The following is a 25,093-nucleotide window of genomic DNA, read 5'->3' on the forward strand; positions in this document are numbered from 1 at the left end:
ATCAATGTTGGGACTGGCGAGAATAACGGACATTCGCCGGATCAAGAAGAGCCTTGAGCGTTATGCCTTCCCCGCGCGAAAGCACCCGGCCTCGTGGTCATCGACCATGCCGGTGGCCTGCATGAAGGCGTAGCAGATGGTCGGGCCGACGAACTTGAAACCGCGCTTGACCAACGCTTTGCTCATCGCCTTGGACGCATCAGTTGCGGCGGGTGCGTCGCGATAGCTGTCCCAGCGATTGACGATGGTCTTGCCATCGACGAACGCCCACAGGAATGCGTCGAGCGAACCCATTTCTTCCTGAAGTTCCAGCACCTTGCGCGCGTTAATGACCGCGCCTTCCACCTTGGCGCGATTGCGCACGATGCCCGGATCAGCGAGCAGCTTTTCGATGCGTGCCGGCGTAAAGCGCGCCACGCGTGCCGCATCAAACCCCTCGAACACTTCCTGGTAGCGCGCCCGCTTGCGCAGAATGGTCTGCCACGACAACCCGGCCTGCGCGCCTTCCAGGATCAGCATCTCATAGAGGTGACGATCATCGTGCGAGGGCACGCCCCATTCGGTGTCGTGGTACGCGATCATCTGCGGGTCTTCGCCCGCCCAGCAGCAGCGCGCCATGTGTTGCCTCCTAGATCCAGCCTGATTTGCGCAATTTGCGATACAGCCACACGCAAGCGGTGGCCGTGCACGCCAGAACGATGGGATACCCCGCCGGATGCTCCAGCTCCGGCATGCCTTTGAAATTCATGCCGTAGTTGCTGAACACCACGGTCGGAATTGCCAGAATAGCGCCCCACCCCGCCAGCCGCTTCACGATGTCGTTTTGCGTGACCGACACCAGCGCCACGTTCACCGAGATGGCCGTGGTCAGCATTTCACGAATCACGTCGAGCGCGCCCACCGCGCGGTGCGCGTGGTCTGCGATATCGCGGAAATACGCGCTCAGCTCTTTGGGCACCACGTCTTCATGCAGACGCACGAGCTGGCCGGCGATGTCTTCCACTGGCAGCGCGGCGTTGCGCAGGCGCAGAAGCTGGCGCTTAAGCGTATAGAGCCGCTCGATGGCCGCGCGATCGAACGTGTCGCCAAAGATCTGGCTTTCGATCTGCTCGAATTCTTCCTGCAGGCGTTCCAGCACGGGCTGATAGTTGTCGACCACGAAGTCCATCACCGCGTACAACGCAAACGGTGCGCCCTTGGCCAGCAGTTGCGGCGTGCGCTCGCAGCGCTCGCGCACCGGCGAATACGACGCCGACGGCCCGTGCCGCACAGAGACGAGAAAATCCCTGCCGACAAACAGGTGCGTCTCACCAAAGACGACGTTGCCGTTTTCCATTTGCGCGGTGTTCAACACGATGAAGAGCACGTCGCCGTATAGCTCGAGCTTGGGCCGCTGGTGCGCGTTGCGCGCATCTTCAATGGCGAGATCGTGCAGGCCGAATTCCTCCTGCACGCGGTCGAGCATGGCGTTGTCCGGCTCATGCAAACCGAGCCAGACGAACGAGCCCGGCGTGTGCAGCACGTCGCTGATGGCCTCGACGGACAGGTCACGCTCGCGCTTGCCGTTACGGTACAGCGCGCTGTTGATCACCATGGACATGGTTGTCTCCGGAACGCATTCAGCGCGCATTAGCGGTCTGCGGGCTGATCTGCTGTCTTGATATCGGATGCGGTGGAGGCCTGGGCGGCCAGCGCCGGCACTTCGGCCAAGCGTGTTTCGATCTGCGCCAGCGCTTCGGACAGCGCGTGGACGAGATCGTCCGGCAACCCGTCGAGCGTGGCATTGATGAAGGCGATGCGGCGCGGCATGCATTCGAGCACGATGGCCAGGCCGGCATCTGACAGCGACACGTTGGTCAGGCGGTTGTCGCGCGCATCGGTTGTGCGTTCAATCCAGCCGAGCTGCTCCAGCACCTTGAGCTGGCGGGTGAGCGCGCCAGGGTCCATCTGCAGGCGCTCGGCGAGCTGCTTCTGGGCCATGCCGCCGCCGGTGTTGTCGTGCAGCGCCAGCAGGATGCGCCAGCGCGGCATCGGCTGGCCGACATGCGCCTCGAAGGCGGCCATGAACGCACGATAGGTGCGCCCAAACTGGTGCATGACGGCGAAGCGTTCGCGTTCAGAGGTCATCGATCAGGGCTGAGATTGCTAGGAAACCGCGCATCCTAACCGCTCCGGCTTGTTCTCGCCTATCCCGCGCCTATTCCGTATGTTGCACAGGCTCGACATGGTGCAGCACCACGGGCGGCACCCGGCGCACATACCAGAGGCCAATCAGCGCCACCACCGTCGCCACGATCAGACCGATATGAATGGCACTGACCAGCACATGTCGCGCGGCCTCGAGCAGCGCCGCACCGTCGTGGCCGGCAACATGCAACTGCGAGAGCAAGGCGGCTTGCGAATCATGATCGATGAGAATTTCGGGATCGGCAAGCTGGCGCAGCCATTGCATCGCGTTATCAGCGCCTAGCGCATTGGCAACGCCCGAGGCATAGCGCTCGCTCACCAGCGTGCCGACCAGCGCCGTACCCACCATGCCGCCCACCATGCGCAGCGATTGCAGAAGCGCCGTGGCAATGCCCAGATGCGCGCGGCCGGCCGTCTGCTGCGCAAACATGGTCAGATTGGGCAGCACGAAACCGAGCCCCAGACCGGCCAGCAGCATCAGCAACGTCAGCACCGCGTGCGGCATGCCCTTGGACGACATCGACATGCCTGCCACCGCCACGGTCAGCAGCGCAAAGCCGGCATACAGCATGGCGTTGGGCTTGGGAATGCGCGTGACGATGCGCCCGTTGATGATGCTGCCCAGCGTGATGCACACCACCAGCGGCGTAATCACCAGGCCGGCTTCCTGAGGCGACATGCCAAACCCGCCCTGGAACAGCAGCGGTGCGTAGAACAGCACCGCAAACATCGAGAAGCCCGACAGCAGCGCAAGCATGAACAGCGCGGCCAGCGCCGGATTGCGCAACATGTCAAACGGCAGCAACGGCTGTTCGGCACGCTGCTCCCACCACCACAGCGCCACGAATGCGGCAGCGGACAGCACCAGCCAACCGAAAAGCGGCAGCGACAGGCCATGCCGCGGCAGCCATTCCACGAATAACTGCAGCGCGCCAAGCGCCACCGTGATCAGCACCGCGCCCTGCCAGTCCAGCCGGATACGCCCGGTATGCGCGTTCTGGCGCAGATGCGGCAGAAAGCGCCAGGCAAACCACAGCCCCAGCACACCGAACGGAATGTTCACGTAAAACACCGACCGCCAACCGAACGCTTGCGTCATCCAGCCGCCCAGCGTCGGGCCGATGGCGTTGGCAATACCAAACGACGCGCTCAGCATTACCTGCCAGCGCAAACGTACACGCGCATCGGGAAACAGATCGGGAATGCACGCGTAAGCCGTGCCGACCAGCATGCCGCCACCAACGCCCTGCAGCGCCCGCGACCACACCAGAAACGTCATGCTGCCCGCCATCCCGCACATGACCGACGCCAACGTGAACACAACGATGGAGGCAATCACAAACGGCTTGCGTCCGTAGAAATCCCCCAGTCGGCCAAAAATCGGCACCGTCACCACTGACGTCAGCAAATACGACGTTGCCACCCAGGCGTACAGCTCAAAGCCTTTGAGTTCCGCCACCACCGTCGGCAGCGCCGTGCCGACCACGGTTTGGTCGAAGGCGACCAGAACAACGACAAAGCAGATGCCGATCATCGCCAAGAGCGATTCCTTGAACGGCAGAACCTGAGTATGGGAGTGCGGGAGCGCGGTGTGGACGGCCATGGCGGAGGGCGGGAATACAAATGATACATCAACGATTGATGCGTCAACGATATTGTAGCGAGGTCCGGGATGGCTTGCTGAGAGTTGATCGGAAGAAATAAAGTCCGTCGGATGGAAATAAAGTCTGTCGAGGTTGCTTGCCGTCCACATATAGAAACCGGACGGGCCAACCCATGAGCAGTGCAGTGCACTTGCTCTGCGGGACAGCGCACGTGAAAGCTTCACGCGTCCCTCTCGACGCGCGGCGTGCCAAGCTAGACTTCGTTACTGGCCATGCTCAGAAACCGCCGTTCCCGTTTGGGCGATCTCCTTGGTGAGTTGCGTCACCGTGCGGCTGGCAAGCGTCAGATCGCCATGCCGCGACATCGCTAGCGCGATATATCGATAAACCGTCGGGTCCACCATCTTGGCCGCCTGCAGCCGCCTTTCCCGCACAGCGTTGGCGATGGCATATGGGCCCAGCGGTGCATACATGCCGCAGTCCTCGACGATGCGCGGCTCCAGGGTGAGAGAATCCGCTTCGACTACGACGTTAAGAGAGATGCCGCGCTGGATCGCAGGTGAGTGTGGTGCGCGCGTTTGCCGGTAACTTTCAGATGCTGTTCCTGTGCCGATTCCTGCAGGGCATCGGCGTGGGTGGGGAAGTGCCGGTGGCGGCGACCTACATCAACGAGCTGTCGCAAGCGCAAAGGCGCGGTCGGCCTTCTGCCCCTCAGCCCCTCACGGGCCGCCATCACGAACTGGATCTCGCCCACCGCTTCGGTCTTGAGCACCTTCTGCCAGAGCCTCTCACCACCGTCAGGCTGCGTCGTGCGTCGAGCGGATCAGCCAGTCCACCGGTCTCCCAAGCTCGTCGGCACGTCGCATCAGCATCGTGATATCCGCTTCCAGATCGGCCACAGACATCAGCCGTGTGTCCGCAAGCTCCGAGGCAAGTTCGGCAAGCCGTTCGCATCCCTCGATCAGCGCGTGCTCTCCTTGATACCGTAGCGCTTGCTCTCGGCATCCTTGAACTCGCGCGCCCACACCCAGGCATCCAGCACACCCTGCTCCACGCGATCCGTACTGACCGCGTACGTCGGGTGGAGATACATCCCGCGCTGCGCCTCGTAGTTCAGCGGCCCCAGGCCGCTGATGTCCTGGCCATGGAAGTCCAGCCCCGTCGCATCGTTCGGGCACAGCACGACAGCGTGCGCGCGAAAGCAGCACCTTCGCCCGTTCGTTGCATCGTTCGTCGCCAAAATCCACGCTGCCCAACTCCTTGTATGGCCAGCCGTCCGACTCTCGTGCCATTTGCCTTCGCCGCAAATTGCGAGAGTAGACGCCGATTCGTTTTCGTTTACAACCCAGACGCCGTCTCAAACTTGCCGCCAACCCAACGCCATCACCGTTTTGCGGACTGTGTATAGCGAGGTGATGCAAACAGACTCTAGTCTAGTTTGCTCGATTGCGAGCGCCATGCGAGTGAGGTGTCCTGTTCCGGATCATTCCCAGCGAGGCGGTGATAAATTCCGGCAATCGCCGATACGCATTGTCGCTGCTAATCTTGCCCTCTAGCGGATGTTCGCCGACCACGTCCGACACGAACAATCCCGGAAGGACTTTGACGTTAGGTCCGGCTTCCGTGAGTGCGCGAAGGATATGTGCGGTTTCAACATCGACGCTGCCTGTCTCCTGATTCTCGTCAAGCCACCGCTGCGTTTCTTGCAATGGCGAATCGACGGTGACATTGCTCGTTAGTTTCGCATTCTCGAAGAGTTTGGCGCCCGGCACGTGGATGCATTCCTGCGCTAGTGAGATGCTTTGATCTCCATATTGACTGCGCTCTAGCAGCATGTAGTCGCCGACCTGCGCATCGCCCGCCAATCGACCGCCGGCACCGCACATGATGACCTGGTTGAAGCCGTGATCAAGGAATCCTTTCATTGCATCGTATGCCAAATCGCCATTTGGCATACGCAGTGCGGCAACGAGATGCTGACGTCCATCGAGATTGAGTGTTGCGGTATCGAATACAAAATCGGCAACTTTGTGTTTTTTTACGTCCAGCTTGTCATATCCCGTACCTTCTTCCGCTGAATCGTGGACATTGAAAATTTGTTTTCCGAGAGATTCCATAATTTGCCAACGGGCGCCGATGAAAAGCGTCTTGCTTTGGATCGATGGAAGCTGCGACAACTCCTTACGTAGATCGACCCCGCTTTTTTCTTTTAGCGAATCGATGTCGCCCACGAGTTTGACTCGATTTAGATCGACATCGGCAAAATTCAACTGTAAAAGTTGATGCTTGATTCTCGTTGTGCCGCTCATGCCGCTGAGGACGAGTAGCGATTTACCATTAGAAGAGTTGGAGAACAAGTCAAACTTTGTCGAGGTGTTACTGGAAATGCTGATGGCGCGATCGAACCCGAGATTAGCATAGTGATTAAGCATTTCTTCTCGGCCACCTCCACAGAAAAATTCACAGCCGTGCTGCTTCGCTTGCTCCACAGCGCCGGACGAGAGCCGATTCGTCAAGTATTTATCAATCGGTATCGTGTGCTTTTCGTTCTTATCCGGGATCTCCAATAGAATTGCATCCAAGGCATTGCGCACTTCCAGGGAATAGGAATCCGCTTTCTTCGGCAAATATATTTCACTAATTCTCATGCGATCTAATTGAGATCGGATGTTCGATGCGTTCTCGTGGTCGATTTTAACGTTGTGGGAGTAGCGAACAGCTGTCAGTATCTTGTCTTCTGCCAGCGTAACGCCATTACGTTCAAGATGGTTAAGCCGGTCTCCCGCCGAGCTAATGCCTAGCCTCACGCCGGCCATCTTTGCGAGATGCTCGGGTGGCACTTTGACGAGATCGCCGGTACTCAATATCGACGGCTGAACGGTGAGCGTTCGTCCGCCGACATTGCTGGTGCTGGGCGTTGCAGGTCCTACGACAGGAGCGTATTGTTCCGGCACGGTCGCCCCCATGATGGCCATGTTCGGCATTTTTTGAAATATCCTAATTTAAATGTTGTTAATTCAAAAGAATGATTGCTTCGGGCGGAAATAATTTACTGCGTCAGCGCGACTTTCTGCATTTATTTCGTCAATAATGCGATCGGCATATTGTGTCACCTGCTCGAACCCTTCGACCAGTGCTGGAAGGTTGCACCCGTTAATAGGCATATCGATCCAGCATTGCCAATATTTATCATCCCGCAATGCAATTTGCGGTTGCATGGCTCGCGATGTGGGTTGATTTTCGTTTAGTACTTTCGTGAGAATTACTTCTGTTATATTTAAAGCAGGCCACTCTGCGATCAGCAGTATCTTTTCATTGTTTGCGAGGCAACAGTGGACATCGAATCGATCGTCGACGTTAATCGTTAATGGATTAGAGCTGATATCTTGCGTCTTTGCGAGCCCGAGGAGTTTAAGCCATTCATTGACTAGGATACGGTAGATTGCTTGTTCCGCCACAGTCAAATCCTCTAAGATGAGTAAATTTCATAGCTGACAATACTAGACGCATTGTTTGCTACTGGCTTTCAAATTTCGGTCAACTATTCCGCTTTTTCTTGTGAGCCGACCCGAGTTTTTTGTGCATCGCCTTATGCGCAAGTCTGCCCTGCGCAAGCAACGTCAGCGTCAAAGCGTATCGCCGCCAAATCAACTCGCGCACAGCATGTCGCGTCCACAACGCGAACGACATCTTCAACTGGTCCGGCATCTTGTCGCGCAGCGGCGCGCGAATGTCCTCAGCAGCCGCATGACGTTCGGCACACCTAAGAGGCCAGTTAAAAAAAAACCTGAGGGGACTATTTACATTCCCGGCGAGCTGTTAACCTCGACCTCCTGAACAACTAGGAACCAAGGGATGGAAGCGCTGGTCATCGATGAGAGCTGTGGACACAGATCGAACCGCTATTGCCACCACCCAAGGCACGGCGCAAAGAGCATCCTGGCCGCTCGCGCGTATCGGATCGGGCGGCGCTCAATGGCATCTTGTTCGTGCTGAAGACGGGCTTGCGATGGAACCATCTGCCGACCCTAATGGGCTTCGGCTCAGGCACAACTTGCTGGCGGCGTCTACGCGATTGGCAGAAGGCCGGCGTATGGGCGCGGCTGCACGAATTGCTACTCGACGGGTTGCGCGAGGCAGGCCAGTTTCGGCTGCGCTCTCGTCTGCTGGAACACTTTCAGATGTACGGAGCAACCTTTTTGAACTGGCCTCTTAGTGAGTTGCATCACCGTGCGGCTGGCGTGCGTCAGGTCGCCATGCCGCGACATCGCCAGCGCGATATATCGATAGAACGTCGGGTCCACAACGTCGGCTGCCTGTAGCCGCCCTTCCCGCACGGCGTTGGCGATTGCATATGGGCCAAGCAGCGCATACATGCCGCCGTCCTCAACGATGCGCGGCTGCAGACTGAGGAAATCCGCTGCGACAACGACGTTAAGAGAGATGCCGCGCTGCGTCGCGAGGTGGTCGAGCCAATCGAGCCAGCTGCTGGGCCGGCAGAACGAAACCAACGGCAAGCCGTTCACAGCCGCAAACGGCGCGATGGGCTCGGCCAGAAGCGGATCGCCGGGTCTGCAACCGGGTATGTCGCGGCTTGGGTGAGATAGATGTCCCCATCCTTGGGTGTCGGGCTATGCCGGAACGACAAGGCAAGGGAAGAGCGTCACTGGATATCTGGGAACGCAAAATCCGAGCGGGTCAGATTCCCAATTTCTTGCAGCGCTCATACGCCTAGTGCGGCGTAGAAAAGCCGCTGTATTCAGCGGCTTTTCGGTGCCAGAAGCGCATTGAACTCTACGGGCAATCTTTACTTAATGAGGTACCGGTCAAAGTTCTTGCCGGCAATCCATGCTGGCGCGCGACCTCGGCCGGACCACGTTGCCCCAGATTTCGGGTCCTGATACTTGGGCGGGACAATTCCTCCTTTGCGTTTCTTTGCCCTGGGTGCGAGCCCGAGATCTTCTGCCGTCAAACCGTACTCAAGCACGATTTGACGGACCTGCGCGATAGCCGTCTCAACCTCTGCCGCGCGTGCAGCCTCGAGTTGTTCGTCCAACTTAGCTTTCTGAGCCAGCAGGTCTTTATATGTCGCCATAGCCTTCCTCTGGTGTGTGTGGAATACGAAGGATACTCGGACAAACTGCGCCTGGACAACGGCTCTGAGCTCATCGCGCCGGCGCTGGCCGAATGGGCGCAGACCCAGGGCATCACGCAGGACTTCATTGAGCCGGGGCGCCCGATGCAGAATGGCCTCATTGAAGGCTTCAACGGCAGATATCGACGTAGCGTGTTCGACATGCACTCCTTCCGCACACTCAGCGAGGTGCGAGCCCGCCGGGTGATGGCTGATTACAACCAAGAGATTCCTCATGACAGCCTCGGCGGGTTCACGCCTTTCGAATGTCGCATTCCCGACAACCCGGATACCTCTAATTTAGCTTGGCAGTGATTTGTGTGGAGTCGGCACCTGCCCAAGGCGTTCGCGCAACTCAACTGAGCGTCCTGTTTCGCCCCTTTGTGGCGAACCTCCGCTGATAGTGATCGATTTTTGAAAGACATTCTTTGCAAAAAACTATACGTTCCGTCCTTGTCCGAAAACGATCAGGCGGAAGTTGAACGCTGCGCAACTTGCGCAGTGACCTTAACAAGTTGCAGCTTCGCGTGTACTGCTGGTCGGATGTCAAAGCGCCGCTTGATGAACTGCGAGACGGTAGCGCGTTAATGGGCGTCTCTTGTGTTGTACGGAGTTAGAAAGCGATGACGCTCAAGGTGTGGGCAGGCTACTGAGACTGGCTTCGGAATTATCGATCGGATTGCCGCCCCCAAAAGAATTTGGGCTCATATCTGGTGGGGGCAGAAGAATTCCGACTACACTTTCCTCTGAAAAACATGAAATCCGTGCCAAATAAAAAATCATGAATTTACCAGGACCAAATCTGGAAGGATCGCCATCGCATATTGATATTGGCGACCGCAAAATAAAGATCATTGCACGATCAACCTATCCTGATATAACAATTATGGATAATATCCTTGATGAGGAGGAGTGCTGTTCGTTGATTGATATGGCATCCCATCGACTAGAAAGATCAAGGGTGGGCGATGGAGAACCTGGCGGATACATCGATGAGAGGCGAACCAGCCATGGAGTCTTTCTCCCTGGAGATGAGTGCAATTTAGTAGATAAGTTGGACGAACGGATCGCGAAGCTGCTCAATTGGCCAATTAACCAGATGGAGGATCTTCAAATTCTTCGCTACAGAACGGGCGAGGAGTACATGCCTCACTACGATTTTTTTGAGGCCGCTCCTCGCAAAGTACTTTCCCATCGATCCCAGCGGATAGCGACTCTCGTTATGTACCTCAAAGAGCCAGAATACGGCGGTGGGACAATATTCCCAATGATACCTCTGGAGATTTTCCCTCGACGAGGAAGTGGCATCTTTTTTGTTTATTCAGACCCTAACACACATCAATCAAAGCGAACACTCCATGGTGGCTCTCCTGTAATCAAAGGATCCAAATGGGTGGCAACAAAATGGTTGAATATTGGAAAATCAAACGAGGGCGAAAGCAATGTCTGAGATATCGGTTATTGACAATCGATTTGCAAATTTCGGAAATTTCGTAAAAGAGGAGAATATTTGCAAAGATTATAATGATATTTTTTGCAAAATTCTTGGCAGCGCCTCTGTGCGTGAACCATTGGACGTGCTGGTGTGGCCAAGCAGCACCGACGATGAGAAGAATATAGCCTCACGGAATCTTTTTGACAAAACGAATGCGGCGGTTGCTTCATCCGAGACACCAGAATTTCTTCAGTTGCTCTTGATTCTCGACCTCACACGCAATTTCGCAAAAGAGGCAAATATTAACTTAGATTATAATGATCCTCTTTGCAAAATGCTTGACAACGCCTCTGTGCGTGAATCGTTGGACGTGCTGGCGTGGCAAAGCAGCACCGACTATCAGAAGAATATAGCCTCCCGGAATCTTTTTGACGAAACCAACGCGGCGGCTGCTTCATCCGAGACACCGGAATTCCTTCAGCTGCTCTTGATTCTCAACCTCGCAGACGGCCTTGACGGGCCTGCCTTCTGCTTCCCTCCTCCCTATCCTCCTCCTCCCTATCCTCCTCCTCCCCCCTACCCGGTCCCCACCTCTCCCCCCAGCAGAAAAGTGGGTAGGTAGAGCAGCTAACAAAGCCATGCCATCGAAAACGGCCGAAGCGACATTAGAGATGGCATGGCACCATAGTGCCACCACTGACTTCACTGGATTTTCCCATTCCTCGGTTTTAGTACGAAGCGCACATGGAGGCCGAGGCTAAAAACGCTTTCTGCTCATGCCCCGGCGCGAACTGCGCCGGACCGGAGTCGGGTAGCCGAGCGAGCTTGAGGCCGCCCGGTGTTGTACTCGATACGCCATCCCTCAATCAGTTACTTGGCGTGGCGGATTAAGACGAACCAGTGCTCGTCAGGCATTCAGCGCGGAACTGCCCTTTGAAGCTCATTGGCCGAACGCAAGAACCTTCGGTAGGCGGTTGCATTCTCACGGGCGCTGACCACGTTCGACCATCACCCGAGATCAGACGCTCAGCCTCTTTGCGGAAAGTCCTGTAGCCCGCTGGCGATCAGCCCCCTTGTGCAGCCTCGAGCCGATATTTGCAATAAGAGCGCAGGTTTCGCGCGGTGTAGGGAATCGTCCTTGTCCGTCAACCTCATTCGGCAGGCGCTACGAGGAACACGCTGGATCGGTCTTGCCGTGACCTTTCCTAAAACCGCCGAAGTGGTTGCTGTGTCCGGGCGACAAAAGCTGGCGCTCGCCGAGTAGCGGCGACACAGCAGCTCCCATTCGCGAACGGTGCTCGCCTACCCAGCCGGGATTTAGTTGACATTGAACCATCTTGGGACTTAAAAGGCAGCCTACCGCCTTCCCTTCTCGACGCTCGTTAATTGACGACTTCAGTCGGTCAAGCGAACGTGACGCTCTAGCTCCACCCGCGCCAAGACATTGGGGCGCACAAAGCCAGCTGCGGTTGACACCGTTCCAGTCGGTGCCTGACGGGTTTCTTCAATCATAGCTGGGCGGTCGTACGATAGGCCCGGGATGCGACCTGTCTTAGCTGGCGACGCTGTGCGCCCAACGACACGGGCAAGACGGCGCGGCTTGACCGTTTTCACCTCAGTTGCTGCTCCAGGGACGATCGGCGCAACTCTTGCAGGCGTTTCAACAGTCGGGGTGAACACAGCTGCTGACCCGACAGTAGCACCTGCAGATTCCGCAATACCTGTCGACGGTCGCTCGAGCTCGGCTTCGGAAACAGGCATCTGAGCAACAGACCACGCAGGGGCACCTTCATGCTGTGTCAGGGGATGTCTATGCTGGCTGGTGTATGAGCCAAGCATGGCAGCTGCAACGGTGCACATCACGCCGATGGCCGCAACGGTGATACGTGGGCAGAGCGCTTTCGGCATCCACCGGCGTGCAAACGACTGGTTGCGCATGCGCGCACCGGCGGCCTCGAGCGCGCGAACTACCTCGCGCGGCGTGCCAAATGGCGGAGGTAAACGCAGGCTAAGAACGCGTGGCATTCCCAGCTGTCCTTCGACGGTGATGTTCATAGGGTTCATGTCGCTTCAGATGGATAGTCAATCGGCGTGCGGTGGACATCCTGAGCATGTCGACTAATCTCGCACCGGATATAACGACGTTGCGTTCGCATCATCACTGAGATGATCGAGGGCAATAACCGCCGCTGTGGTTATGTCGGGGCGCTGGCTTTGATGCCCGAGTTCTTCGCCCAGAGGCGAAGCTCGATGGGATGAGGCATCCGCTTCGACTACAGGCGCTCTGTAAGACAGTCGCCCCGTGGCATCGCTTGGTCTCGCTGACGGGGCTACTGCCGCCAGCAACGGGTAAGCCAGTAAGATCAGCAACAACGACCAACCGCTACGTCTTCCGGTCATCAATCAACGCGCGCGTCCGGACATACAAGGGCGACACGCCTGGCTTGGTCATAGCTCAACCCTTTTAAGAAAAGGGTAGCCAACAGCAAAATTCCGTGCGGCTCAATTACTTATCGTTTCAAAAATCGCCGTGGTCGTCGCGGTGTAGGAATGGCCTCGAACGGCACCTTCCGTATTATTTAAACCGCCAACCATAATCTTTGCCGTTACTCTATGCCCCAAGGCAGCTTGTTTCCTTGTTGCAACAGGTAAAGCCGAGCCGTTCAACTTAAGCCCATTCGAGTGCGTATGGAAGTGAGGATAATAGCCGACGCCTGATGATTCATGAGATGAGACATTTACCATTCTTCCGTAGCCGTCGCTTACGCCTTGGTCAGTTACGAACCTAACTCGAACAGCGCCATAGGTACTCTTCACCTGCCAACTGATCTCCGCCATAGAAACGGCATCGCGCAAGTTCCACCCAGCAGGAATTTTCAATTCAATTTCATCCCCGGACTTCCAGCGGATTGGCGTAACTTCAAAAATTCCCTGAGAAGGGACCTCACCCATAAGTTGCACATTGAAATCTATCGGTGCCGGAATGCCAGCATGGGATGAGATCGCACATGTTCCTGCAGCAATAGCTAAAACAAACTCTTTCACACCACCTCCGTTATTCGATCACGGTCTCAAATACCAGAGGAAATTCGCTGGAGTAATATCCAGACCGAGGTCCATTCGCCATCTTCCCGTTTGGGACCGGTGTGACTGTCAATGAGACATCCTTACCGTCCTTCGCATCGGCCCTCGCCACCACAACGACGGATTCCGTACCGATATTTTTATCCTCCACCTTCACGCCCAGCACGTAGAAGGCTTCCTCATCGTCTGCGTGGGTGAGGCGCGGATCGTCCGTGCTTCCGAACTTGGCCTGCACGTCACCCACCCCACTCTTTAGATTCAAGCGCCGCGTCAAAGGCTTAAACTGCATGCGAGAAGCGTCCCAATTAACAAACTGCGGCCTACGGGGGTCCCAGCCTATCGGAATGACCTCCAGGTCTACCGCGGTTGGCACATCCAAGCGTAACTTCATGTCGCACTCTTTCGAAATCGGCGCCGCCTGCGCAGCGCAAGCGATTGCTAAAACTCCAAAAGGACATGCCAAGGAGTTGAATGAAGGCATAACGAATCCAGGTTTATAGCGATGTGGCGCGTTGGCGGAGTGGCGTCGCAATATTTCAAGTCTCGCTCGACGAGAACCGGACGAGATAGTTTTTTTGACTATAGGGTCACCGGAGTTGCCAATGTGTCGTCACCATTTACTACAGCGGATGCCACGAGATATGCGCTTAGAAGCATGAGCTCGGAGGTTGTATACCCTAGTTTTTGGGCAGCCCGCTCGACATGTTCGTAGTCGCCAGGATGCATATCCAGAACAACTACCTTGCTCTCGCGTCGAACATCGCGCACCAAAGATCTCCTTTCGCCGTTAGTTGCGAAGAATCGCAATCCCGACCTTCACGATTAGATTCGCATTTGATGGTACCGGCCGCAGCCAGCGAGGTCGATAAGAAATATCGCAAAGTTAGCTCTGAGCCAGGGCAAGGTTGGCCGACGCAGACACGGTGTTCTGAGTGCACAGTTTTCTTCTACCGTGCGGAGTCGTACGCTGGTACCGTCGTGAGTAGTTCGGCCTGCGCGACATGGAAGGAGGCTCTTTCAGTACGGCTTGGGAAGGCCACCAGTCAACTAGCGGCGGGTCGACAAGGAGGCCCACCCGTGGCCATGTACAAGACTGTGCGCTATTCAGTTAGCCACACTTGGTGGTTGGATGAGTTGCAGCCCTCGCTGCAGAGCCGGACTTACCGCTCAGGAAAACGAAGCGCGCTGTGCCAACCACGACTCCACCGTACCGATAAAGGCCTCACAATCTGCCTCCGCAACGCATTCCGACTGCGCTATCGACGCAGCCCAGCCCTCTAGCTGACGAAGCAGATACCCGCCATCAAGAATCATGAGCGCCCCTTGAATCCTGTGAAGCAGTTTTAGCACCTGAGTCGCGCTACCCGTTTGCACAGCAAGTCGAAGCTCTTCCTTATCGCCAATCCACGATTCGACAAATACATCTAGCAGCCGATCACGGGTGGGCGCGGCCGGCCTCACTGGGTGAGCGTCGCCCCATCCGAGCACTGTACCCAGCGCGTGCGATAGATCGTTCAACGACGATGGTTTGATAATAAGTGCATCGAACGAGGTACTTACCGTCGTGGAAATTGTTGCGTCAGCTGTACACAAGATGACGGGCCACGATATCCCCTCCGCCCGCAAGTACGACAGTAGCTCCGGCCCGCTCTTGTCCGGCAGGTTGGAATCTGTAATGACGACGTCGTAGGTTCGAGCTAAGCAGCGTCGGGCGCCGTCCTCCGCTGTAGAGACAACATCCACCCGCGCGATACCGAGCATCCGCAACTGATCGCTCATCAACAAAGCACTCACTCTGTCGTCCTCGACAACCAGAATGCTTGCATGCCTCCACCGACTAGCGCTGACTATCTCGGAACGTGTGGTGCCATTTTGGTCGTCGTTGCGCGCGTTGGACGTCGATATCTCAATTGCATCGCGAAGAAGCTGACCACTATAAGCACTGATGACAATGGTGTTGCCGTTCACAACCGGATCGAGTGGCCCATCCAGGGCGAGCGTAATGCGGCTGCAGGTTTCGATTGGCCCGACCGCACTATCGATTTCGAGCCAGTCTCGCGCGTGGATGAATATCGTCGATGTACCCGTTCCGGCCCTGTTCCGTTTCTCAGCATCGCTGACGTGAGCCTCCGGGTACCACGCACCCAGCTGTGCAACAAGTTGATCGCGCCAACTCGGAATATCGCAATTCACCACGAAATCGAAGCGACCGGCCATATCATTGACGGATTCTTCTGCATCGCGGCGGAGTGGCAGCACAACGGTAAAAATCGATCCGACACCAACCTCGCTTTCGACGACGATGCTACCGCCCATTGCCGCAGCAATTTTTTGGCACAACGCCAGGCCGAGTCCGGTACCAGCACGCGAACTTCTCGGGCCAGCCGAACCTTGGACGTAAGGGACAAAAATCTTCTCGAGCTCGTCCTCGGGAATTCCTCTACCTGAGTCAGCAACGCGCAGCCGAACATGGCCGTCCTCGGTGGAGCTAAGTGAAACTGTTATTGCCCCTTGCGAAGTGAACTTGACAGCGTTTCCAATTAGGTTGGTGGCAATTTGCGTGAACCGGGGGGCATCGCAAATCCACGTACCGCGCATCTCCGGACCGATCAAGCATCGAAGCCGCAACCCCTTCTTTTGCGCTTCTACCGCGAATGTCCGACTTGCCTGCTCCACGAGTTGATCGATGTGTGCGGACTGTTCGTGGAGAAAGAGCTCGCCTGCCTCGATTTTGGACAGATCTAGCACGCCGTTGATCAACGAAAGGAGTGAACCGAATGAATCCTGCGCAATGAGCAAGCGTGAGCGTTGCTCTTGTGTCAACCCCATTTGGGACAGCAACTCGAGGTTACCCAATGCGCCATGCAATGGCGTCCTAATCTCATGGCTCATTGTCGCCAAGAACATTCCCTTCTCATGGCTTTCAGCCTCAGCGCGCGCTCGAGATTCTCGCAACCGTCGCTCGATCTCCTTCCTTTTCGCCAGATCGACCATCCCGATCACGAATACCTCGTCCCCGCGATACTTTGCCTGCGCATAAGCAATCTCGAGAGCTGGCTCCATCTCGAATCGCTGCAGCATAGAGGAGCCTGCCGCGATCTCCGCGTGATGCCTAACCAACGCGCCTGCACGTGCAAGGATGTTGTCCGCGCTGGAGTCACTTTCCGCATTGCCGGCAAATGCAGCCTGAAGGCTCTGCGCTTCGCCGTTCTGCAAGAGGACTGCGCCATTGCTTCTGGCAACGACAATCAAGCTCACAGGAGCCACTTGGATGATGGACCGACTAAACGCTTCGCTCTCCAAAAGGCTGTGCAATCGCTCTTTGGATGGCCGAATCACCTCACGGTTGAACCAAAACGCGCCACTAATGACTAGACCGCATCCGCCTGCCGTCACAAGAAAAACACATAGCAGTGGCAGGGCGATTGCGTCTAAAAGATCCTTCCAGGTGTACGCATACACCGCCACCCAACGCGGGCCCGGCACGCGCTGAATAAGGAAGAAGCTTCCCTCGAGCAAGAAGCGTTGAGGCCGCTCATTCGCCACCTGATACACCCACGGGGCTCTCAGTATGATCTGTGCCCAATGCATTTCCTGGGCGCTCGCTTCATTGATGCCCAAGAGTCGCTGGGACTCGCACGAGACGGCGAAAAAATGCGGATCACCGTCGTTGTGTAGAAAATATTGATTGAAGCGATTACAGGGAATCGACAAGACGATCGCCGCCTTCCGCTGTTCGCCGTCGTAGATGGACGTTGCCAGATACGTAGTTGTCATGGCGGTGAGCGGATCAATCAATCCGTTCACCCACAAGACCTTATCCGGAGCGCTGCTGGCGGCTTGGCGCTCGACTTCCTTCTCGACAACAGCCACCCGCTTGCCAATGAAGTCCTCCGTAGCTCCAGGGGAATTCAATGCAGCAACTTGATGTTGTGACAGTGGTGGAAACGTGGCCAGAAAGCGGTTGTCTGGCGTATAGATAAATCCCTGCGACAGCGCCGGAGAATGATCGCGCTGGGAAAGCGCAAATGTCGACGCATATCTTGCAAGCTCGATCAACTTAGTCAAGCGAACGGAGTCGACGGACGAAGTCAGTGTCGATGCGACCGAAAATTGCGGAGTCACCTTTGACCCAGGCACCGTCTGGACCAGCTTGCCTTTGTCGGGCACTTGACTGATCGGCGCCCGCGTATCAGCTAAATCCAGGTATTCCTTAGCAATTTGGAACGTCACCGCCAACTGCCGAATGCGGGCCTCGTGCCGGTCGACCTCCTCCTTGACAGCCTCTCTACGCGCAGAGAACCGCTGGGCAAATTCTTCGTGTTGATGGGATATCAGGAGTTCCGTTACGCCCACGGCGCATGCCACGAGCAGAGACGTCAGTGCTATGGTTACCGCCACCAGCTGACGCCTTGAAAACGTCAGCCTGAGCGGAGTCTTAGCATGCCCGGCCGTAGGCGGTACCTCACTGGAAATATCGTGACCTTCGTCGGCACCATTGCTAGGCTGCTCGATCAACCGAAATGCTCCGTATAGACCCTGTAAAGATCCGCATCCGACCTCAGTCCAAGCTTGTGCATCGCTTTCATCTTTTGGTGACTTATCGTCTTGATGCTGCGATTCGTATGCATTGCGATTTCCGTGACAGACATTCCGCGCCCGAGCATTCGAACGACTTCAAGCTCACGCTCGCTGAGCGATTCGATCGAAGTTTGCGTCGTCTTACCGATCTCAAGCAGCTCTGCTGTCACGGTCGGATCGACGAACGTATCCCCCCCATATACGCTGCGGACTATCGCAGGCAGGCGTTCGAAATCCGGGCTTGATTTCCTCAGAAAACCCGCAACCCCCGTGTCCAAGATTCGCGACACAAACATGGCGATATCCTGATGCGCCGTCAGCACGATGATGGAGATATCCGGATGGTTTCGCCTTAACCGTTTGAAGAGGGCTATCCCGTCTGGCAACTGATCACTGCTGAATGAATAGTCACAGATCAAGACATCGCAACGCTGCTGTTGCAGCAGCTCCAGTAAAACCGAAATCGTTGGCGCGACACCGACCACATTGATATCCATCTCGGCTGACAGGACCGCGCTAACGCCGGCAGAAACCACCGGATGGTCGTCGGCCACGACAACGTTGATAGGACTGTGAGGCGAGCTACTTCCAATGAATGCATTCATCACTATTTTCTCAAAAACAGTGGTTTGCCCAGCCCGACGAATGGAACCCGCAGCAGCGACGAGAATATTGTCCCATCGGTCAGGTTGAAGTGTCGCGCCGTCGGAACGCGGACGTTCCCATTATGTCCATGCCAACCGTATGGTACGTAAACACGTGGCTTTATGTTGCGCGTTTGTCACGGGCGCAGCACGGGAAGACCGCCGTACGCTGACATACCGCTGCCCCGGACTTCACTGCAGAGGACCTAACACAGAACTTTGGGGGGGAGATCGCCTCCCCCCGTCTCTGCTCAGCATTTCATGCTGCGCTGCAGCAATTCTTCGCGCCACAAACGATGTATTCGAGCGAACTGTGCATGCGTGACGCCACCAGCTCCGCGCCGCACGAACGATCATTGGGGCCGGCCCCTGCCTGGGCTTCAGCTTCGATCAATCGCGCGGTATACCGAATGCTCAAATATTGCGCAAGCGATCGAGCAACTCATAGCTGACCGGATCACTGGCGCACTCACCGCCACCGCATTCGAGCACCGTCGATACAAGATTCGCCATAGCGGTGAACGCAAAGATCGCTATCGCAGTTCGACCGCAGATACTCATTGACACCGGCCGCACCCTCTCATTGGCACGGTCTACCATAAGAAGTAGCGCCACGAACAAAACGATCAATACCGACACGACCAAGCTCCACGTGTAGAAATGGAGCCCCCACAGCGCAGAACCGTAAGCACCAGCATCTGGCGAGATGTGCAGCAATATTTGCCGTACCGCGATCACTGCCGTCGCTACCGCACTTATTAACACGCAGCCATAATGCAAACCGCGCACACCGAATCGCAAGTTCATTGCAAATCCAATGCCAATGAGGATAAACCCGGCACGCTGCAAGAGACACAGCGGACAGGGCAGTTCGTCGAACGCAAGCTGATAGTAGAAGGCGACAAGCAGAATTGCGCCAATCCCAGACAACGCTACCGCATTTAGCGACAGGCTCGTGAGAACGGCGCGATCGCCATTGCCTCGGCGATTTTCTATATTCATCATCGGCACGTTCTTCAGAACGAAAGGTTAAGCGAGTCTGTCGCGTGATGGGAAAACGAGGCAAGCGTCGCGATTAGCGCGGCGAAAAACAACCAGGTTGCCAAATGTGGACGCCTGCCGCACATCATTGCAACGATCGATGCAAGTGACAGGAGGAACGGAAGAAACATAAACATATCGAGTTCTCCGGATGAGCGACTTTGCAGAGATGGTATGAACGTGCGTGGCGCAATGCCGTCGACGGCCAGTCCGCCGCGGCACACAACGTCGTTGATCTCGCCCGGCGAGCCGTATGTCACCACTGATAGCCACAGCGGCAGCGAAGCCGCCAGCCGGGGCATGCGGCGACCAATCGCCAAGTGAGGAGCCGCCGAAACAGGCCGAACAGGGCGAAGTGCGCGAGGTCTTCACACCCTCACCCTTAATCACGATCCCGATGCAGCCTGGCCAGCTTCGACATGCATCTTTGTGCGCTTTTCGCCTTCCCGGAGGTCGAATTCACAACGCGAGCCACTTTCACATGGAAGCTCCCTCGACTTCCCTGGGCGAACGTAATAAGCCGTCGGCTCGCCACACGTGCCAGTGTTTCCCTTGCACACGCGGTACCCCTCAAGCGTCACCATGGAGCTCCCCTTGTTTTCAATGGTGCTCTTCCCATCCTTCGCGCCGAACTCTGTTTGATAGTGCTCGTCGCTCGGTCGCACAATGACCATGCCACCATACCCAGTGAGTACGTTGATGCCAGCGGAAAGCGATTCCTTGTATTGCTCGATTTCCTCGTTGCTGAGGACAAAATCGTCTTTCGATTTCGGCACGACGGGAACGAAGCGCACGCGGTAGTAGCGCTCCGCATCTCGCTTACCCCGGTACAGCAGGCGAACAGACTGGCTACCGTCCGCAGGCACGATCAAGCGGGATGGACTGGCGATCAACCCTTGGCCGTCGGGCTTGGTCAACAGCGCGGAATCGAGAGGGACCTCCTCCTGCTTGCCGTTTGCCTTGAACACCACCTCGCACACCTCGACCCGCACAAAGGCGGTTGCGTCGCCTTTATTGCGGATACGCTTCAGGATCGAAGACTGCTTCCCGCCCATGTACTCGAACATGGGCCCGATGTTGATCGAGGGCGCGGCCGCATTGGCCACAAGCGCGGACGTTGCCAATAGGCCCACACACAAAAGCTTCGCGAATTTGGCTTGCATTGCATACTCCATTGTTGGCACCGTACGCGATCGCTCCCGTCGCCACCGGAGTGCATTTTTTCGCCCATTGAATGGGTGCCAGATCAGAAAATCTGCAGCGATCGCTTGGGGATCGGCTGCGCGTCAGAAAGTCAATTTTCGTGACTTCGCGATGCGGCGGATATCAGAATAATCTGGTTTCGGCGCCAGAGAATTCTGGGCATACGCGTCTGGTTTGAGGGAATAAGGGAGGCTCCCGCTCCGCAGACGCACCCTCCAACGTCACTCGGAAATCGCATCGAAAACGATGGACACTCTGCCCGAATAGGTTGTACCGGGGTTCTTCCCCATCTCCGACACCCCCTTGTCGTCGACCGCAACATGCGCAATGGCGTGTCCATTGTCGAGATACCGATCGACATCGAGTGCAGCAGGTGTGCGTGTCGTCAGAGGAACCCTAGAAAACGCCGATTTGTTTTCAGTGATTGCTCCAGTCACGGTCAATGACAAGTCGACTGGCACTACCGAGTCTCGCGGGTTCTTTATCAAGCAGCGCCCTGCTGAATCGTCACCCTCCTCGCACCGCAAGCTCACCCGCAGTGGTTCGCCCGTAGACAGCCCGAACGTGACATCACGATCGATTTTGGCGGCTGGTTTGCCTTCGGAAAACCAGTTCAACCAACCCTGGGCGGGGGCAAGTTTGACATCGCTACCGGCACCCGAATCCGTGACCATGAATTGGTGGCGTACCTTAAGGACAAATTCAACGTCAAAGGTCGATCGTGCAACGTGCGCATGATTTCCGAAATCGAAGTCCTTGCCGGGGCCAACGGTGAATGTCTGCACCCCCCGGTACACGCCGTTGGGCAGCGTCACCGGATCCGGTGTTGCCAACTCATAGGCAACGGCGAGCGACCTTCCGTCGAGGACGATTGCCCCTGCGGGGATCGGTTGCCGAGGAACCTTGGAACAGCCCCCACCTGAGTCACGAGGCAAACGCCAGCCAAACCGGTATGCATTCGCCGTAACCGTCGGTTGAACCGATAGTGCTGTACATCCTGCTGGCGGTTGCTGCCAGCTACCACCCGTCCACAGGGCAGCATGTGCCGCCTCGGCGTTTCCCACCGGGTTACCCGTCAACTGGTACACATCGGGGTGCAAAGAATACTGCCCGGCAATGCCTGTGACCCGAAACGTCGCCGCGGTGACGCGGTTCGTCCGCTCGTCTCGGAGTTCGACACGAATCGGGCTACCGGGCCCCCGGAAATGGACTGCGTTTTGCCCACTGGCATCAGCCGCTAACGCGTCATAGCTCACGTCCCCGACTGGGAGGTCGATGGTCGTCACACCTGCGCAACCACCAGAGTCCGCAGCGCAAAAATTTGCCGGCTTTGTGACGTTGCGGAAACCATTCTCAGACTGAGACTGCATTCCCGGCGCGTATTCGGCAACGATCGACACATCTGCGGCAGATGCAACAGTCGCGCCGAGAAGCGTTAAAAGCGCTAGCAGAGGCGCTGCTACGCGCGCAGCGTATTCACGCGCAACATGCTTGCGCCTGTTCTTTTTACTATCCGTGTTCATTGCGACGCTCCCCTGTTTCGACATTGACCTGCTCCGCTTCGCACTCCAACTCACCGACAATCAGCGAGTCCCCTTCCATCTGATGTTCCTGTGGCTTCAAACGAAGCGTGCTCAGGTGCTTGCCGCCCTTCTCAACCTTGATGGTCGGATTGGCACGACTGACTTCAAGCGCAAAAAATCCATCCGTTTCGGTCACCGATCGGCCTGCAGGACTAGATAGATGTGCTGCCCGCACCGGCGAGCGCGCGTGGTCGACCAGTCGACCAACGACTGTCATCGTCTTCATGACGTGGACCTTTTCATACCCGACACCACCCTTGTTGAGGTGGTAGTTACTCGCCGACGGCTGCAGCGTTGCGGCAGGTGCCTGCGATCGGTCGAAGAAGTACTGCAGCCGTCCCGAGCGGTAGGCCGAGACGGGCACGAGATTGCGGCCCGGCCGCAATTCCATGCTGCCGCCCTGCGAGTCTTGCGCACGTACCGTGACGTCCTTGAAATCCGACTCCAGATCGACGATTACGGCAGAACTGCCGTTGAACACATTGCTTTTGCCCGAGACTGCAGCCGACTTGCCGTTCGTACCGACGGTGCTAAAGAGATTCATCCCGCCGGCAATTCCGCCTTCCTTGGATGAGCTCTGGACAAACGTATCGCCGCGAACCGCTGGATGCTCGAATTGCGTGTTGGCGCCTACGCTCAGCCCATATCGATCGACAGTAGCGGTCCCCCCGACGGAAGTGATGAAGCTGTTCTGAAGCTCCTGCCGAACGCCCAACGAAGCGTAGTGATCCCGTCGGCCATCCGAGCCCGTTCGCGTTCCAACGTTCACGCTGTAATTGCGCTTTTCCTTGCCAAGCGCAATGCTCAAACCAACTTCGACACCTCGATTGCGGGTCCTCGCAACAGTGCCAGTGGGCCGGTCGAACGCGGCCACCCGCCAAGTCAGGTCGGTACCGCGCACCCTATGCTGGTGCGACACGGACAGATCCATACCCAGGCCCTTCGTCGCGCCGTTGGCGTATGAGGCGCGCGCCATCATGCTGGTCTTCGGAGTGAAGCGATGGCTCCAGGTGATCGCCGAATCGTGCACTTTGCCGTGCCGCACGTTGGTGCGCACATTTCGATACGCCCGATCACCACGTTGCCAACTCTGGCTATGGCTGAATGACACACTCCCATCCCGATACGGCACGAGAATCTGCAAATCGCCCCCGACTCCGTGCTTTGAGGAGTGGTAGACGTTCCCATAGGCGCGGGCAAGATCCGAGAATTGCCAATCGACGGACGTGCCAAATACGTTCGCTTCGGCCGCACGCTGCGCCGACGCGCCGAGCACGACTCGCGGATGAGCGAGGTAGTTGATCGCAGCGCCCGCGGTGAACGCATGGGGCCGATCCTGACCCATGAGGTTGCGTTCCTGCCCCGCAAAGGCAGCGTATTTGAGCCGTTGATTGGGATCGTTCCAGGCCGACGGTTTGGAAATGAGCTCGTTCCGGGCCGAAGTGACCTGACCGTCCTCAATCAGCTTGACCTCGACTTCATAGATACCGCTGGGCAATGGGCGCGTATCGACAACCTGCAACCCCGGTTGCACTTGTTGACTGTGGAGCAATGCGCCATTGCGATAGATCTCCACCATCCCCTGGCGGTTGGCGGTGACATAGACGGGATAGAGACTCGGGCGCGCCCCATCGACTTCTCGTGCCTCCGAGGTGCCGACCATGACCCCAAGTGCCGTTGGTGCTGCGCCGCCTGGCATGCGCGGAGGTCGAACTCCCGTGGCCATGTCCGGCGTAAAAAAACCCGCCCTTACGAAGGTCCCTTCGAACTCCCGCTGCGCATACAGGTTTGGCACGGAATACTGAACGTCCGCGGCTCGTCGCATGCCACGATTCTGTGTTGCCTGAAATCCGCTGTTGATGGACCAATTGCCCACGCTGCCGACAGCATCAAACGAGTACCGCCCCGTGATCTCACGGCCTTGCCCGCCAGTGAGATTCAGGTAGTTGTACGTGATCAGACCATGACTTCCACTTGCCGGAAGCGCGTGATATTTCTTCTGCTCAGCGTCCTGTTCCGCGCGGCCTGTCACGATGGACAGCACCGAATCCTGAAGGTTGTAGTGAAGTGCGAGCACACCCTCGCAGTTATTCTCGCAAGTGCCGAGTGGACGCGGTTCACGCAGAAATTTCTCGATCAGTTCACGATCGCCTTGTGCGATGTCGCCGCGTTGCTCATCCGAGAGTGCAACCAATTGGATTTTTCCATCGCGACTCAAAGTCACCGTGGCATCGCCGGCCGACCGGCCGTCAAAGTCGATGCGCACAACAAGCGGAGAATCGAACAGTTGCTCCACAAAATCCGCGGGAAGCCGCTCGGCCTGCTCGAACAAACTAGGGCCGTTGACAGCAGCGCCCGAATGCGCAGCCGCAGCCTGTCGGCACAGCATGCCAATGGCAAGAAAAACGGCACTGCTGATCTTGCTCATTCTTGGCATGATTTAATCAAATCCTCGTAAAATATTGTTAGCCGAGTAACGAGCAACGGTATCAATGGTTTCCAGATAAAATCCAATAATCTGGAAATTTGCCCCCACAAAAAGCAGACTACAATCGTTCGTCGTTAGGTGATATTTCCCGGCATGCCTCCACCTCGGG

21 protein-coding genes and 4 pseudogenes are annotated in these 25,093 nt (G+C 56.8%); 6 read left to right on the forward strand and 19 right to left on the reverse strand.

The genetic code is table 11. The annotated features are described in order from the left end of the window. Nucleotides 1-60: 60 nt before the first annotated feature. From NG898_RS16955 to NG898_RS16975, 5 genes are all read right to left on the reverse strand, one after another. Nucleotides 61-618, reverse strand: a complete 558-nt coding sequence (locus tag NG898_RS16955; protein WP_252693536.1) for a DNA-3-methyladenine glycosylase I — start codon at nt 616-618, stop codon at nt 61-63. 10 nt (nt 619-628) lie between these two features. Next, complete coding sequence (locus NG898_RS16960) at nt 629-1,600, reverse strand: magnesium and cobalt transport protein CorA (protein WP_252693537.1); 972 nt, start codon at nt 1,598-1,600, stop codon at nt 629-631. A gap of 29 nt (nt 1,601-1,629) precedes the next feature. After that, nucleotides 1,630-2,127 carry a MarR family winged helix-turn-helix transcriptional regulator gene (locus tag NG898_RS16965; RefSeq protein ID WP_252693538.1) on the reverse strand — a complete coding sequence of 166 codons (498 nt, stop codon included), beginning with the start codon at nt 2,125-2,127 and terminating at the stop codon, nt 1,630-1,632. A gap of 70 nt (nt 2,128-2,197) precedes the next feature. Further along, nucleotides 2,198-3,790: an MFS transporter gene (locus NG898_RS16970; protein ID WP_252693539.1), complete on the reverse strand. Its 1,593-nt coding sequence runs from the start codon at nt 3,788-3,790 to the stop codon at nt 2,198-2,200. A 264-nt stretch (nt 3,791-4,054) separates the two neighbouring features. Beyond that, nucleotides 4,055-4,264, reverse strand: coding sequence for a type 2 periplasmic-binding domain-containing protein (locus tag NG898_RS16975; protein WP_252693540.1), 210 nt, complete (start codon nt 4,262-4,264; stop codon nt 4,055-4,057). 80 nt (nt 4,265-4,344) lie between these two features. On the opposite strand from NG898_RS16975, the pseudogene NG898_RS16980 reads away from it, so the two are divergent. Then, nucleotides 4,345-4,491 (forward strand): annotated as a pseudogene (locus NG898_RS16980) (MFS transporter); the annotation flags it as partial. Nucleotides 4,492-4,752: 261 nt separating this feature from the next. Here NG898_RS16980 and NG898_RS16985 read toward each other — a convergent pair. The 3 genes and pseudogenes from NG898_RS16985 to NG898_RS16995 all read right to left on the reverse strand — a co-directional run bounded on the left by NG898_RS16985 (nt 4,753) and on the right by NG898_RS16995 (nt 7,249). Next, nucleotides 4,753-4,974: a hypothetical protein gene (locus NG898_RS16985; RefSeq protein ID WP_252693541.1), complete on the reverse strand. Its 222-nt coding sequence runs from the start codon at nt 4,972-4,974 to the stop codon at nt 4,753-4,755. A gap of 245 nt (nt 4,975-5,219) precedes the next feature. Further along, nucleotides 5,220-6,775, reverse strand: a pseudogene (locus NG898_RS16990) (hypothetical protein). Nucleotides 6,776-6,808: 33 nt separating this feature from the next. Beyond that, nucleotides 6,809-7,249 (reverse strand): type III secretion system chaperone family protein, encoded by a 441-nt coding sequence (locus tag NG898_RS16995; RefSeq protein ID WP_252693543.1) that lies wholly within the window; start codon nt 7,247-7,249, stop codon nt 6,809-6,811. Nucleotides 7,250-7,382: 133 nt separating this feature from the next. Between NG898_RS16995 and NG898_RS17000 the strand changes: the two genes are divergently transcribed. Continuing rightward, entirely contained in the window at nt 7,383-7,628 is a 246-nt protein-coding gene (locus NG898_RS17000; RefSeq protein WP_252693544.1) for a hypothetical protein, read from the forward strand. Nucleotides 7,629-7,646: 18 nt separating this feature from the next. Beyond that, a pseudogene (locus tag NG898_RS17005) lies at nt 7,647-7,936 on the forward strand (transposase); the annotation flags it as partial. Here NG898_RS17005 and NG898_RS17010 read toward each other — a convergent pair. Next, nucleotides 7,907-8,317: a LysR substrate-binding domain-containing protein gene (locus tag NG898_RS17010; RefSeq protein ID WP_252693545.1), complete on the reverse strand. Its 411-nt coding sequence runs from the start codon at nt 8,315-8,317 to the stop codon at nt 7,907-7,909. The pseudogene NG898_RS17005 and the gene NG898_RS17010 sit on opposite strands and share 30 nt — an antisense overlap. A 281-nt stretch (nt 8,318-8,598) precedes the next feature. After that, nucleotides 8,599-8,886 carry an H-NS histone family protein gene (locus NG898_RS17015; RefSeq protein WP_252693546.1) on the reverse strand — a complete coding sequence of 96 codons (288 nt, stop codon included), beginning with the start codon at nt 8,884-8,886 and terminating at the stop codon, nt 8,599-8,601. A 24-nt stretch (nt 8,887-8,910) separates the two neighbouring features. Here NG898_RS17015 and NG898_RS17020 point away from each other — a divergent pair. The 3 genes and pseudogenes from NG898_RS17020 to NG898_RS17030 all read left to right on the forward strand — a co-directional run. Next, nucleotides 8,911-9,240: pseudogene (locus NG898_RS17020) on the forward strand (integrase core domain-containing protein); the annotation flags it as partial. 466 nt (nt 9,241-9,706) lie between these two features. Further along, complete coding sequence (locus tag NG898_RS17025; RefSeq protein ID WP_252693547.1) at nt 9,707-10,375, forward strand: prolyl hydroxylase family protein; 669 nt, start codon at nt 9,707-9,709, stop codon at nt 10,373-10,375. Beyond that, on the forward strand, nt 10,368-10,982 hold the full coding sequence (locus NG898_RS17030; RefSeq protein WP_252693548.1) for a hypothetical protein: 615 nt from the start codon (nt 10,368-10,370) through the stop codon (nt 10,980-10,982). Before NG898_RS17025 ends, NG898_RS17030 begins: the two co-directional genes overlap by 8 nt. Nucleotides 10,983-12,862: 1,880 nt before the next feature. Here NG898_RS17030 and NG898_RS17035 read toward each other — a convergent pair. The 9 genes from NG898_RS17035 to NG898_RS17075 all read right to left on the reverse strand — a co-directional run bounded on the left by NG898_RS17035 (nt 12,863) and on the right by NG898_RS17075 (nt 24,924). Further along, nucleotides 12,863-13,405, reverse strand: a complete 543-nt coding sequence (locus NG898_RS17035; RefSeq protein WP_252693549.1) for a hypothetical protein — start codon at nt 13,403-13,405, stop codon at nt 12,863-12,865. A 10-nt stretch (nt 13,406-13,415) separates the two neighbouring features. Beyond that, nucleotides 13,416-13,925, reverse strand: coding sequence for a hypothetical protein (locus tag NG898_RS17040; RefSeq protein ID WP_252693550.1), 510 nt, complete (start codon nt 13,923-13,925; stop codon nt 13,416-13,418). 686 nt (nt 13,926-14,611) lie between these two features. Continuing rightward, complete coding sequence (locus NG898_RS17045) at nt 14,612-17,962, reverse strand: ATP-binding protein (protein ID WP_252693551.1); 3,351 nt, start codon at nt 17,960-17,962, stop codon at nt 14,612-14,614. Further along, nucleotides 17,959-18,630, reverse strand: coding sequence for a response regulator (locus NG898_RS17050; protein WP_252693552.1), 672 nt, complete (start codon nt 18,628-18,630; stop codon nt 17,959-17,961). The genes NG898_RS17045 and NG898_RS17050 overlap by 4 nt, the downstream gene beginning before the upstream one ends. Before the next feature lie 453 nt (nt 18,631-19,083). Next, nucleotides 19,084-19,674: a disulfide bond formation protein B gene (locus tag NG898_RS17055; RefSeq protein ID WP_252693553.1), complete on the reverse strand. Its 591-nt coding sequence runs from the start codon at nt 19,672-19,674 to the stop codon at nt 19,084-19,086. An 11-nt stretch (nt 19,675-19,685) separates the two neighbouring features. Beyond that, the gene (locus NG898_RS17060; RefSeq protein ID WP_252693554.1) at nt 19,686-20,030 is read right to left on the reverse strand and encodes a DUF5993 family protein; all 345 of its coding nucleotides are present in this window, start codon (nt 20,028-20,030) and stop codon (nt 19,686-19,688) included. A 66-nt stretch (nt 20,031-20,096) separates the two neighbouring features. After that, nucleotides 20,097-20,873 (reverse strand): hypothetical protein, encoded by a 777-nt coding sequence (locus tag NG898_RS17065; RefSeq protein WP_252693555.1) that lies wholly within the window; start codon nt 20,871-20,873, stop codon nt 20,097-20,099. 261 nt (nt 20,874-21,134) lie between these two features. Then, nucleotides 21,135-22,436 (reverse strand): hypothetical protein, encoded by a 1,302-nt coding sequence (locus NG898_RS17070; RefSeq protein WP_252693556.1) that lies wholly within the window; start codon nt 22,434-22,436, stop codon nt 21,135-21,137. Further along, the gene (locus NG898_RS17075) at nt 22,423-24,924 is read right to left on the reverse strand and encodes a TcfC E-set like domain-containing protein (protein WP_252693557.1); all 2,502 of its coding nucleotides are present in this window, start codon (nt 24,922-24,924) and stop codon (nt 22,423-22,425) included. Before NG898_RS17075 ends, NG898_RS17070 begins: the two co-directional genes overlap by 14 nt. Nucleotides 24,925-25,093: the final 169 nt, after the last annotated feature.

This window comes from Ralstonia mojiangensis (assembly GCF_023955645.1).
Taxonomy (GTDB): Bacteria; Pseudomonadota; Gammaproteobacteria; order Burkholderiales; family Burkholderiaceae; genus Ralstonia; species Ralstonia mojiangensis.

Coding starts and splice junctions, on each gene's coding strand:
- NG898_RS17050 (WP_252693552.1), bottom strand. CDS start 18,630: ATGAATGCATTCATTGGAAGTAGCTCGCCTCACAGTCCTATCAACGTT.
- NG898_RS16955 (WP_252693536.1), bottom strand. CDS start 618: ATGGCGCGCTGCTGCTGGGCGGGCGAAGACCCGCAGATGATCGCGTAC.
- NG898_RS17070 (WP_252693556.1), bottom strand. CDS start 22,436: ATGAACACGGATAGTAAAAAGAACAGGCGCAAGCATGTTGCGCGTGAA.
- NG898_RS17040 (WP_252693550.1), bottom strand. CDS start 13,925: ATGCCTTCATTCAACTCCTTGGCATGTCCTTTTGGAGTTTTAGCAATC.
- NG898_RS16975 (WP_252693540.1), bottom strand. CDS start 4,264: ATGTATGCACCGCTGGGCCCATATGCCATCGCCAACGCTGTGCGGGAA.
- NG898_RS17075 (WP_252693557.1), bottom strand. CDS start 24,924: ATGAGCAAGATCAGCAGTGCCGTTTTTCTTGCCATTGGCATGCTGTGC.
- NG898_RS17000 (WP_252693544.1), top strand. CDS start 7,383: ATGCGCAAGTCTGCCCTGCGCAAGCAACGTCAGCGTCAAAGCGTATCG.
- NG898_RS17025 (WP_252693547.1), top strand. CDS start 9,707: ATGAATTTACCAGGACCAAATCTGGAAGGATCGCCATCGCATATTGAT.
- NG898_RS16965 (WP_252693538.1), bottom strand. CDS start 2,127: ATGACCTCTGAACGCGAACGCTTCGCCGTCATGCACCAGTTTGGGCGC.
- NG898_RS16970 (WP_252693539.1), bottom strand. CDS start 3,790: ATGGCCGTCCACACCGCGCTCCCGCACTCCCATACTCAGGTTCTGCCG.
- NG898_RS17015 (WP_252693546.1), bottom strand. CDS start 8,886: ATGGCGACATATAAAGACCTGCTGGCTCAGAAAGCTAAGTTGGACGAA.
- NG898_RS17065 (WP_252693555.1), bottom strand. CDS start 20,873: ATGCAAGCCAAATTCGCGAAGCTTTTGTGTGTGGGCCTATTGGCAACG.
- NG898_RS17055 (WP_252693553.1), bottom strand. CDS start 19,674: ATGATGAATATAGAAAATCGCCGAGGCAATGGCGATCGCGCCGTTCTC.
- NG898_RS17030 (WP_252693548.1), top strand. CDS start 10,368: ATGTCTGAGATATCGGTTATTGACAATCGATTTGCAAATTTCGGAAAT.
- NG898_RS16960 (WP_252693537.1), bottom strand. CDS start 1,600: ATGTCCATGGTGATCAACAGCGCGCTGTACCGTAACGGCAAGCGCGAG.